This is a genomic window from Mogibacterium neglectum (assembly GCF_030644205.1).
In the GTDB taxonomy this organism is placed as follows: domain Bacteria; phylum Bacillota; class Clostridia; order Peptostreptococcales; family Anaerovoracaceae; genus Mogibacterium; species Mogibacterium neglectum.
In genome coordinates this window covers 848,723-861,646 of record NZ_CP128647.1, presented here as the reverse complement: position 1 = coordinate 861,646, position 12,924 = coordinate 848,723, and the positions used below count along the sequence as shown (strand labels likewise).

11 protein-coding genes are annotated in these 12,924 nt (G+C 37.0%); 4 read left to right on the top strand and 7 right to left on the bottom strand.

Features of this window, described 5'->3' with window-relative positions:
• Positions 1-5: 5 nt before the first annotated feature.
• The 5 genes from coaD to rpmB form a co-directional block, all read right to left on the bottom strand.
• On the bottom strand, positions 6-494 hold the full coding sequence (gene coaD / locus QU661_RS04030; protein WP_304990436.1) for a pantetheine-phosphate adenylyltransferase: 489 nt from the start codon (positions 492-494) through the stop codon (positions 6-8).
• Positions 495-549: 55 nt separating this feature from the next.
• Entirely contained in the window at positions 550-1,086 is a 537-nt protein-coding gene (gene rsmD / locus QU661_RS04025) for a 16S rRNA (guanine(966)-N(2))-methyltransferase RsmD (protein ID WP_304990435.1), read from the bottom strand.
• Positions 1,087-1,109: 23 nt separating this feature from the next.
• Positions 1,110-3,155: an ATP-dependent DNA helicase RecG gene (recG, locus tag QU661_RS04020; protein WP_304990434.1), complete on the bottom strand. Its 2,046-nt coding sequence runs from the start codon at positions 3,153-3,155 to the stop codon at positions 1,110-1,112.
• 3 nt (positions 3,156-3,158) lie between these two features.
• Complete coding sequence (locus QU661_RS04015) at positions 3,159-3,557, bottom strand: Asp23/Gls24 family envelope stress response protein (protein WP_304990433.1); 399 nt, start codon at positions 3,555-3,557, stop codon at positions 3,159-3,161.
• Between the two features lie 142 nt (positions 3,558-3,699).
• Positions 3,700-3,891 carry a 50S ribosomal protein L28 gene (rpmB, locus tag QU661_RS04010; RefSeq protein ID WP_094234211.1) on the bottom strand — a complete coding sequence of 64 codons (192 nt, stop codon included), beginning with the start codon at positions 3,889-3,891 and terminating at the stop codon, positions 3,700-3,702.
• A gap of 285 nt (positions 3,892-4,176) precedes the next feature.
• Here rpmB and QU661_RS04005 point away from each other — a divergent pair, with 285 nt between their 5' ends.
• The 3 genes from QU661_RS04005 to QU661_RS03995 all read left to right on the top strand — a co-directional run bounded on the left by QU661_RS04005 (position 4,177) and on the right by QU661_RS03995 (position 10,599).
• Positions 4,177-5,646 (top strand): zinc-binding metallopeptidase family protein, encoded by a 1,470-nt coding sequence (locus QU661_RS04005; protein WP_304990432.1) that lies wholly within the window; start codon positions 4,177-4,179, stop codon positions 5,644-5,646.
• Positions 5,647-5,884: 238 nt separating this feature from the next.
• Positions 5,885-8,833, top strand: a complete 2,949-nt coding sequence (locus QU661_RS04000; RefSeq protein WP_304990431.1) for a transglycosylase domain-containing protein — start codon at positions 5,885-5,887, stop codon at positions 8,831-8,833.
• A 359-nt stretch (positions 8,834-9,192) separates the two neighbouring features.
• The gene (locus tag QU661_RS03995; protein ID WP_304990430.1) at positions 9,193-10,599 is read left to right on the top strand and encodes a sodium-dependent transporter; all 1,407 of its coding nucleotides are present in this window, start codon (positions 9,193-9,195) and stop codon (positions 10,597-10,599) included.
• A 163-nt stretch (positions 10,600-10,762) separates the two neighbouring features.
• Here QU661_RS03995 and QU661_RS03990 read toward each other — a convergent pair whose 3' ends face one another.
• Both QU661_RS03990 and QU661_RS03985 read right to left on the bottom strand, forming a co-directional pair.
• Complete coding sequence (locus tag QU661_RS03990) at positions 10,763-10,975, bottom strand: alpha/beta hydrolase (protein ID WP_304990429.1); 213 nt, start codon at positions 10,973-10,975, stop codon at positions 10,763-10,765.
• Positions 10,963-11,583 (bottom strand): alpha/beta hydrolase, encoded by a 621-nt coding sequence (locus tag QU661_RS03985; RefSeq protein ID WP_304990428.1) that lies wholly within the window; start codon positions 11,581-11,583, stop codon positions 10,963-10,965. The genes QU661_RS03990 and QU661_RS03985 overlap by 13 nt, the downstream gene beginning before the upstream one ends.
• Before the next feature lie 513 nt (positions 11,584-12,096).
• On the opposite strand from QU661_RS03985, the gene QU661_RS03980 reads away from it, so the two are divergent.
• Positions 12,097-12,918, top strand: coding sequence for an undecaprenyl-diphosphate phosphatase (locus tag QU661_RS03980; protein ID WP_304990427.1), 822 nt, complete (start codon positions 12,097-12,099; stop codon positions 12,916-12,918).
• Positions 12,919-12,924: the final 6 nt, after the last annotated feature.

Below are 12,924 nucleotides of genomic sequence, written 5' to 3'. Positions count from 1 at the left end.
CTAGTTTATTGATTCTCAACTTTAGTTTTAATCATTTCGTTTGCATAGTCTGGCAGCAACCCATCTACATCGCCACCATAAGAGACCACTTCTTTGATGAGAGATGAACTAATGAACGAATACCTAGGGTCTGTCATCAAGAAAACAGTCTCTGTCCCACCCGTGTATAAGCGAGCATTCATCTGAGCCATCTGAATTTCATATTCAAAATCAGTAGTTGCTCTAAGTCCCCTTACAACTGCTTCGAAATCATGATCGTTAACATACTCTGCGAGCAGCCCATCGAATACATCAATTTCGATATTAGGTATATTCTCCGTCACCTTGGAGACTATATTCCTTCGTTCATCCAAAGTGAACAACGGGGTCTTAGAACTGTTAACGGCTATGCCGACAGTCAAACTGTCAAACATATTAGCTGCACGTTCAATTATGTCCAAATGACCATTAGTAATTGGATCAAACGAACCCGCATAAATTGCAGTTCTTTTCATGTTAATCACCATCTCTCAACGTATTTTAACAAACGGATATTGTATTTGCAAGGCTTTAAGCTCTTTCGAAGAAGTCCACACCTATGGTTCCATACTTTTTATGCTTAGTTCTATTGAAACACAGCACTTTATCGGATAATAAGTTATCGTTTAAGTGTTCGGCGACTATCACTCCATCATCTGCTAAAAGTCCATATTCCTCAATAAGTTCAAATACTTCACCATAATACCCTTCACGGTAAGGTGGATCTACAAATATAATATCAAACTCTCTATTTGCAAGCACTAAAGCTTTCCTAAAATCATTATTATAAGTTGAAGAAATTTCTTCTGCTTTGCAGTTTTCAATGTTATTTTTTAGTATTTTATAGTTTTTTCTATTAACTTCGTTAAATACACAATACCCTGCTCCTCTTGATAGTGCCTCTAGGCCTAAAGATCCAGATCCAGCAAATAAATCAAGTACAGTTGCTCCTTTTATACGGCCGATAAGCATGCTAAATACCGCCTCTCTTACCTTCTCTGTAGTTGGCCTAGCACTCTCAGGAACCTCTATTTTTCTATATTTGAACCTGCCAGTATTAATCCTCATTGGCATCTCCTTTATTTTTCCTACTATATTATATTACTATTATCTTGCACCATGATATTGTTTGTTCTTAGCTGTAACTGCTCTAGGTCTACGAATCCTTTGAGTTCAATTTGATTCTTAGACAGTATCTGTTCTGCATCAGAAGTTGCAAGCTTTAGTATTTTATCATAACCAAATAAATCGTAAAAACTATTACCAGAATATCCGTGTTGCATAGTTCCCATCAAATCCCCAGCCCCACGAAGTCTATAATCCTCTTCACTTATCTCAAATCCATCGCTCATAGTCACCATAGCGTTCATACGCTCTATGGCATTCTCAGCATCGCTGTAACAAATCAGATAGCAATATGACTGCAAATCACTTCTTCCAACTCTTCCCCTTAGCTGATGTAGCTGAGCTAAGCCAAACCTCTCTGCATTTTCAATTACTATGACAGTTGCTTCAGGAACATCTATGCCAACTTCAATTACTACTGTTGATACAAGAACTTTAATAGTCCCTGCAGCAAATTCATTCATCATCCGCTCTTTTTCTAATTTATCAAGCTTGCCGTGAATAAGACCTATCTTTGTACCCTTGAATTTCTTTTTTAATTCCTCATAAAGAGCTTCCGCCGATATTAAGTTGTTATCTTCACTATCCTCAATTGACGGTGCTACAATATATGCTCTATTACCATTCTTTACTTCATTATAGACATTTGCATATACACGCTCACGCGATTTTTCAGTTGCATACCTTGTTATTATCTCCTTACGATTTGATGGTTTGCTCTTTATAACAGAGAAATCCATATCACCAAATACCGTAGCTGCAAGCGTTCTAGGAATAGGAGTTGCCGACATCACCAGAACATTTACCGCCTCTGACTTCTCTGTCAAAATTTTTCGCTGATTAACGCCAAATCTGTGTTGCTCATCAGTTAAAACTAGACCAAGCTTTGCAAACTCCACATCAGACTGAATCAGAGCATGTGTTCCTATAACGATATCAATGTCACCACTAGAAATACCTTCAAGTATTTCTCTTCTATCAGTAGATTTAATACCACTGACTAGAAGTGCAGTTCTCATTCCAAATTCTCCAAAATCAGCAGTAAGTTTAGCAAAGTGCTGTCTAGCTAAAATCTCTGTCGGAGCCATAAAGGCAGCCTGCCAACCCGCACTAACAACATGAAAGATAGCAGTTTCTGCAACGACAGTCTTTCCGCACCCAGCATCCCCTTGCACAAGTCTATTCATGGTCTTTGTGCTCATCAAATCATGCTCTATATCATCTACAGCGGTTTGCTGTCCTTCAGTAAGCCTGAATGGAAGCGAGTCCAAAAATTTGCTTATATCAACGGGAGCAATCATTGAGTTTCCGCATTCTTCATCAAGAAATCTCCGATTATACAAAATGCAGTATTGAAACGCAAGTAGCTTATCATATATCAATCTAAACTTCGCTCTATTGTATGCATCTACACTCTCCGGAAAATGAATATTCCTGTATGCGTAGTACTCGGGCGCAAGATTATTTTTCTCTAAAAGCTCATCTCCTAGCCACTCACAAGATTCATCCATCTCATCTAGAATGCTGAGAATCAACTTTGACAATTCATTAGAAGATATTCCAGCGGATCGCCTATATACGGGTATTATACCCCGAATATCTCTAGGACTATTCGCAGGATACATTTCAGGATTAACTATGGTCTTAGCCCCATTTCTCCACTTCATCTTACCGAACAAAGTGTAATCATTTCCTAATCTCAAATTCTTTTCAAGAAAAGGCATATTAAAAAAAATTGCATGAAATATACCGCTCTCGTCACGGAGCGCACATTCAAGCATTGTACGACCTCTACCTATAGAACGAAGCCTCTTATTAATCAAAACACCACCAATCAAAACATCTTTATCTTCAGGTACATCCATAAAATGAGTACGATTAAGTCTATTCTGGTATCTAAAAGGGCTGTGTTCAAGCAAATCATAAATTGTGGTAATCCCCATCTCCTCAAGCACTGTTTGCTTTTTTGCACCGACACCTTTGATTGTCGTTACACTGTCACTTAATTTCATAATCTATTCGTTTACCCTACTTACTTCAACATCTCTCTTCATGATATGTTCAGCTTGCACACCTTTAATGCACTCCTTTATCTCTACTGGTTTGCTAAGAGAAAACATTTCGAAATCATGTTCAATACTATCAAAAATAGCATTGCTAACCTCATTAATACTTTCCCCAAACTTTACTATAGTATAGAAGACAATATAAATGCCATTATCCGAATCTCGAACCTCAACTGAAGAAAGCAGATCATTTATGCCAGAGAAAAAGCCTCTTCTTAATGGCTTTCCAGTCTGGCTGCATGGTGTGACTACATTTTCATATTTAAGCAGTGCATCAAGCACGAGTTTGTCTATAACATGTTTACTAATCTTGACGGTTCCATATTCTGAATTGCTGAGTAGTTTCATACTATCCTCCGTTTTTACACATCTTAATTAATGATTATATATGATTATCCAGATAATAGCGATTAAACAGCATTTTTAAATACCAAGAAATAAAAAAGTCTTAAACGGCAAACCGTTTAAGACAAGATTTCGGGTATATAGACTAAATGGCACGGTCTACTTTGCCAGATCTCAGGCAACTCGTGCAAACGTTTGCCTTTCTGACCGTACCGTTCTCGCTAATCCTTACAGACTGAATATTAGCATTCCACTTTCTCTTCGAATGTCTGTTAGAATGAGAAACAGCGTTTCCCGAAGCTTGACCCTTACCGCAAACTTCACATTTTCTGGACATTTGCCGCACCTCCTTGTAGTTAATATAGTAGCGTTAACTAGTAACGCGATGAAAATTATAACACAACAATTGCACTAGGTGCAAGAGATTTGTTATCATTTTTCCAATCATTGATTATAAAAACAATATTAACTAAATCAACTTTAATTTTGAATATCTATTACCATTAAGTAGGTTAGAAATTAATTAAGTAGCATAATAGTGTCTTTTCTTGTTTTAATCTTCACACTTACTCTGTATAATAAAGCCTATATCAGAAATATAAAAAAGAGTGAAAGGGTTTCCATGCGTAATTCTAATAAAAAAACTACGGCTATTGTACTCGTGATTGTCTTAGCGTTTGTCGGTATAATCGCTTATTATGAAATGACAAAGACTCGACTTGTTAACAAAGAGAACTACTTGAGTTTTCGTGAGAATCTCTTATCAAAATCAAATGATTTTAAATCTAACACTGAACTGCAGAAATTTATTGAAAATGAAACCGCTAAAGACAAGGTCATATATATAACTGATGAACACGGCAATATAATAATCACTAAGACAGCATCAGATGTCACAGCTCCTGCTACTGTTGTTGTAGCTGATTATAATTACAAGACCGTGGCTATTGATGCTGATACACTTGCGACTCTCCATGAAGTATCAACTTCCAAGACAAATGGAGGCAGTGTAATAGCAATTTTTATGAACAACGAAAACAATGAGCACATTGGGGCCAAAAATATAAACAAATCATATATCCCAGCTAATTCTAATGTAGTATATGTAAGCGGTGGAAAGAAACTATATATATCAAACAGCTCTTTCGCAAGTGGCATGAGCGATATCTCTATCCCTTATACCACAGAACCACGAGCACAAAATACTGGCATTAAAATTAAGATTAGTGGTATCAAGACCGATGCCCCTAGTTCTTATATATCACAACAACCAGATGTGTTTGAGGTATTCAGTTCTATTGTATCTAAATATAAAAACAAATCAGTCTCATATCAGATTGCAGATTTGAAATTCGGAAATAACGGTAATATGTATCCAAGTTCTCTTGAATTCACGCTTCTCGTAGATTCATATAACCTCGATGATACAAAGGAATATTTTGACGGCCAAGTTGAAAAATTTATGAAAGCAAATAAGAAGTATTTTCCAGATGCCAAGATGACATATTCTGTTGTCACAGATGAATCAAAATTACCGGATACAGCAATATCTCAAAGTACGATTGATTATTTAACAACATATCTGTATATCGATAAAAATAGCAATTATAGATTTAGCGATGACGATAAGATTCCTAACAAGTATTCAAAAGGGGATGTCTATGCGACAAATACGATTGAAGAGTTATATGTCGAAGGTGACATTATGCATCTCAGGATGAATACAACAGGTGTTACAAACGCATATCGCGATCAAATAATCAAAGATAATACATCGGCAGCATCACTAGCGGGTCTAACAATAAATACATATGACTTATATAGTGCATATGAAAACAAAGACCAGAAACTTTCTAGCGCACTTAGTTCAATTTACTCAAATGTAAATGATAAAGCAGCGCAGACAATCGCTATTCCAATTGATAGAGATCAAAAATTTACAACGATGTCATTGCTTAGTAATGTTCAAGCTAAAGCTAATATTACTCATATTAACCTAAATGATAATGATCCGGAGGCAGGTATAAAGGTAACGAATACTCTTCTAAACTACATAAACTCTTATACAAAATCTGGACTAATCAACCTTTAAAGGTGCATTTGATTAATATGATGGTATGAGTTGAGATTGTATCGTTTTTATTTAAAGCACCAGTGTCTAACGCTTCTTCCCTATTTGATGATTCTCAAATAAACAAAGAAGCGTTTTTATATATAATAATTTAAGTTTCTATTAATATTTTTCATATGAATATATATGATATAATGATATGGATTATATAATGTGATAATTTACTTTATATTTATTATTTATAATTGGAGGGTTTCTAATGAAGTCTGATAATGACAAGATTTCTAATAACGAACGTGAAATAGATGAATTTCTATCGAAGTTTGAAAAGCTTGACAGCGACGATACATCACAGACATCTCCTAGTACAGGAGATGCTTCGTCAGCTAAAAGCAGCAATAGAAACAAAAAAAATAAACCTAAAACTAAAGGCTCTTTCCTTGCACGCTTAATCAAGGGGAATGGTGAGCCATTAAGAGACAGACTGTTTCTTAAGGATAATCCCTACTACAACAAAAGTCTCGGCGCATCGGTAGTTGTCAATGGAAAAAAAGTGAAAAATACACCGAAAGTTATAAGCAAAGGAAAAATCGCAAAGGATCTCATAATTTTATTTGCTATCTTATTTGTGATTACAATTCTTTATACATTCGTTGTGATCAGCACTGCTCCAAAGATTGACCCAGAAAACATCTACGATTCGGTAGCTCAGAGCTCAGTAATTTACGATGATCAAGACAAAAAGGTTTCAACTGTTTTTTATAACCAGGATAGACAGCTCATCTCTTATAAAGATATGCCTAAGAATATGATCAACGCTTTTGTCGCACTAGAGGATAAGACTTTCTGGAAACACCACGGATTCAACTGGACTAGGATGACGGGAGCCGTAGTTCAGTCATTTACAGGATCTGGTCATATAAGTGGAACAAGTACAATAACGCAGCAGCTCGCACGTAATGTATACTTGCCAAAGATAAAGAGTCAGCGAAGCATCAAGCGTAAAATCCTCGAGATGTACTACGCTAGCCAGATTGAAAGGTCTTTATCAAAGAAACAAATCATTGAAGCTTACCTTAATACTATTTATCTAGGTTTTGGAAGTTATGGTGTCTATTCAGCATCGCATGCTTATTTCTCCAAAGACCCTAAGGACTTAACTCTAGATGAATGCGCAGCGCTTGCTGCCCTACCTCAAGCGCCTGATACTTATGCGCTAGTTAAACTTGTGGGTAAAGACTCCGTAACCGAAGGAAATACGAATATAATCCTACGTGACCCAGATACTTATATAGCTAATGACACATCTAAAAATCGTCGGGATACAGCCCTCAAACTGATGCACGAACAGGGGTATATAACGGATAAAGAATTTAAATCAGCTTATAAAAAAGACTTAATCAACTTCATAAACCCATCTGTTAAGAGCAACAAGAGCGTTAATTCATATTTCAACGAATATGTAATTGACGAAGTATCTCATGACCTACAGAAGAAATATAATATTTCACCAGAAGAAGCTGAAAGGATGATCTATACTGGAGGACTACAGATACACTCCACCATGGATTCTACAGCACAGAGTGTAATAACTAAGGAATTTGAAACGGGATCGAACTTCCCTTCCCTAGTAAGTATCCGCAAGGATTCTTCTGGCAATGTAATAGGTGCAAATGGAAACATCCTATTATATGATTATAACGATAGCTTCAATTCTGATGGTGATTTTACACTAAAGAGTGATGAAGCAACTATTAATAAAGATGGTTCAGTTACTATTAAACGCAACAAGAGACTTAACATATTCACTACAAAGGCTGGGGGAAAAGTTAATTATAGCCTTGAGTTCAAGAAACAATATGTTCAAGAAAACGGTACATTCTACATATATTCAGGTGGATTTATAAATGTGCCAAGTAAGTATAAGAAACTAGATAGTAACGACAATTTAGTTATTGATAAGAGCTATTTTAAGGACTTCCCTAAGGCTATGGTTAAGTCTGGAAATACATTGATCATTAAACCAGACGCATACTCTTTAAACGAGAAGACTATTCAGCCGCAGGCAGCGATGGTTGTAGTAGAAGTCGGAAGCGGCAAGATAAAGGCTATGGTAGGAGGTCGAGGTCAATCTGGTAGCAGATTGTATAATCGTGCGCTTAACCCAAGGCAGGCCGGTTCATCAATAAAGCCACTATCCGTATATGGTGCGGCACTTCAGAAGAGTTTCGACTATGCAGAAAAAGGTGAAACATGGCCGTTTGTCGATTATAAGCACGATAAGCAAGGAGTCAAGAGCTATGGTAGCTATTTAACCGCATCATCCACGATTGTCGATGAACAGATGACATTCAACGGGAAAGTATGGCCTAAAAACGCAAGTAACAGCTTCACTGGTCCTGTAACCATGCGTAAAGGACTGCAGCAATCGATTAACACTATTGCTGTAAAGATTCAGCTTCAGGTAGGAAATGAATATTCTGCGGATATGCTAAAGAAGTTTGGACTAACAACCATAGTTACTAAAGGCGATACTAGCGATATGAACTCTGCAGCACTCGCACTCGGAGGTCTTACAAATGGTGTAATTCCTCTCGAGATGGCACAGGCTTATGCTACCTTCCCTAATGGAGGTGTACGCCAATCCTCTATCGCTTACACTAAAGTTACAGATAGGCATGGTAAAGTTCTTTTAAAGAACAAGTCGAAGAAAACTAAGGTTATGGATGAAGGAGTTGCCTTTATCATGACTGATATGCTTAGAACCGTAGTATCAAACGGTATTGCTGGAGCGGCATCTATAAGTGGTGTTCAAGCCGGCGGTAAGACTGGTACTACTAACAGCAATTACGACATTTGGTTCGATGGATTTACTCCTAATTATGCAGCTTCCTTGTGGATTGGTACTGACGTTAATATCAAGTTATCATCCATGTCTGGGATGGCTGCAAGACTTTGGGGCAGGATTATGAATCAGGTTCCTAATGCTAAAACTGGTAAGTATAAATCAATGCCAAGCGATGTAGTAAAGGTAGGAAACGAATACTACACTAAAGGTACAGAAAAAGGTCGCTCTACATATGTACAGCCTAAACCTACTCCTCAGCAGCAACATCAGCAGCAATATGATGAGGACGATGATACTGATGATGATACCAGCCAATCATCACAAAATACGAACTCTGGACCTACCATCCCTGGTGCATAAAGTTTGGTTGATTTGGTTATTAAAATTTTATAAGTACGAAAATTTAATTGCGATAATAAAGCTCCGCTATTACTTTGGAGCTTTATTTTTTTCAATATAAAAGCAACTTTCACTTTAATAATACTGTTATAAATTCTAACTATTTTCTAAAATATTTATTGACATAACAAAAAATATTAATAATTTAAATTATGTCAATATCTATGTAATCGTTCAAATAAAAGGCTTTTAGGGTATATCATCCGAAAGTGTCAATTTTGTGATAACAAAGTCATATTGACAACACAAAATACCGATTTTATAATCAGACTGTACTTGTAATAGGACTTTGATTATTCTATGTATGGAGGTTATTTAACATGGAACAGGAAAACAACAAAGGCCAATTTAATTCCAATTTTGGATTTTTGATGGCTGCACTTGGTTCCGCTGTAGGTCTTGGTAACCTATGGTCCTTCCCTTATAAGCTAGGACTTGGTGGCGGATTCGCATTCCTAATTATTTACACAATTCTTGCTATCGTAGTAGGTTACCCTCTGATGCTATCCGAGATTGCTCTTGGACGTAAGACTCAGAAGGCTGCTATCGAAGCATACAAAGAGGCTGATCACAGATTCAAGTTCAACGGTGTTCTTCAGACTATCGTTCCTTGGTTCCTAATCTGCTTCTACTGCACATTTGGTGGATACATCACTAAATACTTATTTGAGTCAATTCAGGCTCTATTCAGCAAGAACGCAGTTCTCAACACAGGAGATCCTGCTGCCCTATTCGGAGGTATGATTGGAAACGTTGGAAACTCCGTAGCATGGATGGCTGGATTCCTTATACTTACTATGGTAATCGTATTCGGAGGCGTATCAGGCGGTATCGAGAAGTTCTGTAAAATCGCTATGCCTGCACTATTCTTCCTACTAATAGCTGTAGTTATCAGATCTTGCACACTTCCTGGAGCTGGTCCTGGACTTAAGTTCCTCTTCTACCCTGATTTATCAATGTGGAAGAAGGACTTCTTCGAAGTAGTAAGACTAGCTGGTGGACAGATGTTCTTCTCACTATCACTTGCTTCTGGTTGCATCATCGCTTACGGTTCATACCTTGGTAAGAAGGAAAACCTCGAGTCTAATGCTGCTATCATCACCGCAGGTGACTCCCTAGTAGCTGTTCTCGCTGGAATGGCTATTATGCCAGCTGTATTCGCATTTGGTCTAAAGCCAAGCGGTGGTCCTGGACTACTATTCGTTTCGATGACTACTGTATTCCAATCAATGGGAGCTGCTGGTAAGATCTTCCAGCTTGCATTCTGGCTACTCGTATTCTTCGCTGCTCTATCTTCCTCAATCGGAATGATGGAAGCTGGTATCTCTGCTATACTCGACTCCAGGGTAAAGGCTGGTAAGCCTGCAAGCAGAGTTAAGGTTTCGTTAATCATGGCACTTGCAGCATTCGTAGGGAACTTCCTAACAACTGCTGACTGCCTAGGCGGAAACCCTAAGATGAATTGGTTCCACCTATTCGGACAGGCTGATGTTCTCAGTGTATGGGATTGTCTAGCTGAAGGTCTCTTGATGCCACTAACAGGTCTCATCATGGCTATATTGCTTGGATGGTTCGTGCCTCACTCCCTCGATGAAGAAATCGAAAACGGTGGAGCTCGTACATTCAAGACAAGAGGTTTCTACAACTTCTGTATCAGATGGATTGGACCTCTTTTCATGGCTATGATTGTTTATGGTCAGTTCAAGGATTTCTTTGGTGCGAAATAAGATTATAATCTCATAAAGAGATAATAAATTATATGATCAAAGTCTCAAAACCCCTCCCTATTGGGAGGGGTTTTAATTGTTTCTGCAAATAACAAAACTAAAAACCGTATAGATCATGCGGCTCAAAGTCTGTTAACATTGCTTATAAAACTCTCTCTTGAAGTTACTCTATGGAATTAACCACAAATGATACGAATGCCTTCTCGTATTCATATGGCTTTAAAACGTATGAACACACATGCCCCGCTCCTTCTACAAGAAGTAATTCCTTAACATTAGAATTGCATGCCTTATACAATCTTACTGAATTTTCGGGGAGCACATATCTATCGTCTTCTCCGTGTATAAACATGATTGGCAGTTTTATATTCGCCATAGATGTAATCGGAGATGCATCTCTAACATTGACTTTTGCTTTAAGGCGCATAATTGCCTTAAATAGACCGATTGCTGCTTTTTTGGTAATATTTTGCCCCTCTCTCCCAATAAATACTCTACCTGGCTTATTATATCGTCATATGGGCTATCTGCTATGCAGCAGATAATGTTAGGTTTACTATTTTCATCTACAAGATTCTCATGTATGCCTGCAGCTATTAAAACTGTAGCCGCTCCCATGGATACTCCATGTAAAGTTATCGGAATATCTGGTGAATATATTCTTCGCACTATATTGACCCAATCTAAGACGTCTCGTGACTCTTTTGCACCAAATGTTAGATATTTGCCTTCTGAATCAAAGTGGCTTCTCTGAGAAATAATCAAATAATCAAATCCGTTCCTTGAATACATATCAGCGAATCTACCCATATCTCTTAGGCCTCCGCTATGAAAACCATGAACGGCAATTATAACAGCTCTAGGTTTATTTTTTTGCTTCTTATATAGTCTCCCCTTGAGCACTAGTCCATCTCTAGATTTGATATGAACTAGTATAGGATCTCTGAGAGCTTCACTCCTTAGGGCTTCTTCATATTGTAGCAAGTATGCTCTGTCTCTCGGTTTACAGTTATCAGATGTTATATTGAGAGCTCTATCGCTCCTTTTCATAAATTCAAAAATAGCAATACCCCCTATTTAAAAAAGGGCTATAAATAAACCCCAAATCTTATTTTTCAATTAATAGTTATAATAATTATTACTTTGCATATTTTAACTTAATTTTAATTAATTGCAATAATATATTTCTATATAGTACATATGTAACTCAAGCACAATAGTAAAGCCATAACTCTTTTTATTCCTCTAGAATTCATTAAAATTCTCCTTCTGTGTCTTTATTCTTCAATGAATTCTACATACTGAATTTATTTTATAATTACACTAAAACTTTAATTATAAATCTACTTTCATAGTCTATTTTTAATAAATGTTATAAAATATAATTGTGCTGCATCGAATTATTCAGCATATTCTCATTAGAAATATACGTATAATTTAAGCAAGTCTCTCGATTTTTTGGTATAATATATTGGTTATTGAGAAAAGGAGTTAAAAATGACTGTAATTTTACAAGCGATTTTCTTGGGTATTGTTGAAGGCATTACAGAATGGCTACCAGTTTCTAGTACCGGTCACATGATTCTTGTTAATGAGATTTGGCCGATGCATGTCAACAAGGATTTCATGAATATGTTTTTAGTTGTGATCCAACTTGGAGCGATTTTAGCTGTAGTCATCACCTTTTGGAATGATATCTGGCCTTTTTCAGCAGACAAATCTAAGAAATATATCCGTAAGGACGTTTGGTCTATGTGGTTCAGGGTTATTGTTGCATGCATTCCATCTGTAATTGTCGGACTCAAGTGGGATGATGTGATTGAAGAACATTTCTATAACTATAAGGTAGTAGCAATCATGCTTATATTAATAGGTATTCTTTTTATTATTGCCGAGAACCGTAATAAGCATCTTAAACCTACTACTAATTCGCTGGATGAGCTGACATATAAGCAGGCGCTTATTATCGGATTATTTCAGCTTGTAGCAGCTATATTCCCAGGTACATCGCGATCAGGTTCGACAATTCTCGGTGCATTGGTTATAGGAGTTAACCGCAAAACCGCTGCACAGTTCACATTTTTCATGGCAATCCCAGTAATGTTTGGAGCCAGCTTGTTAAAGCTTCTTAAATACGGTTTTAACTTTGAAGGGAATGAGCTGGTAGTCCTGCTTGTTGGAATGATAGTAGCATTTGTAGTTTCTTTATTTATTATCAAAATGCTGATGAACTATATCAAGAAGCATGATTTCAAGGTGTTTGGCTATTACAGAATAGCACTTGGAGTCGTTGTGCTATTATATTTTTTCTTTAACTAACACTCA

Excerpts from the sequence above, each read along its gene's own strand:
- coaD (WP_304990436.1), bottom strand. The coding sequence starts at position 494 with ATGAAAAGAACTGCAATTTATGCGGGTTCGTTTGATCCAATTACTAAT.
- rsmD (WP_304990435.1), bottom strand. The coding sequence starts at position 1,086 with ATGAGGATTAATACTGGCAGGTTCAAATATAGAAAAATAGAGGTTCCT.
- recG (WP_304990434.1), bottom strand. The coding sequence starts at position 3,155 with ATGAAATTAAGTGACAGTGTAACGACAATCAAAGGTGTCGGTGCAAAA.
- QU661_RS04015 (WP_304990433.1), bottom strand. The coding sequence starts at position 3,557 with ATGAAACTACTCAGCAATTCAGAATATGGAACCGTCAAGATTAGTAAA.
- rpmB (WP_094234211.1), bottom strand. The coding sequence starts at position 3,891 with ATGTCCAGAAAATGTGAAGTTTGCGGTAAGGGTCAAGCTTCGGGAAAC.
- QU661_RS04005 (WP_304990432.1), top strand. The coding sequence starts at position 4,177 with ATGCGTAATTCTAATAAAAAAACTACGGCTATTGTACTCGTGATTGTC.
- QU661_RS04000 (WP_304990431.1), top strand. The coding sequence starts at position 5,885 with ATGAAGTCTGATAATGACAAGATTTCTAATAACGAACGTGAAATAGAT.
- QU661_RS03995 (WP_304990430.1), top strand. The coding sequence starts at position 9,193 with ATGGAACAGGAAAACAACAAAGGCCAATTTAATTCCAATTTTGGATTT.
- QU661_RS03990 (WP_304990429.1), bottom strand. The coding sequence starts at position 10,975 with ATGGCGAATATAAAACTGCCAATCATGTTTATACACGGAGAAGACGAT.
- QU661_RS03980 (WP_304990427.1), top strand. The coding sequence starts at position 12,097 with ATGACTGTAATTTTACAAGCGATTTTCTTGGGTATTGTTGAAGGCATT.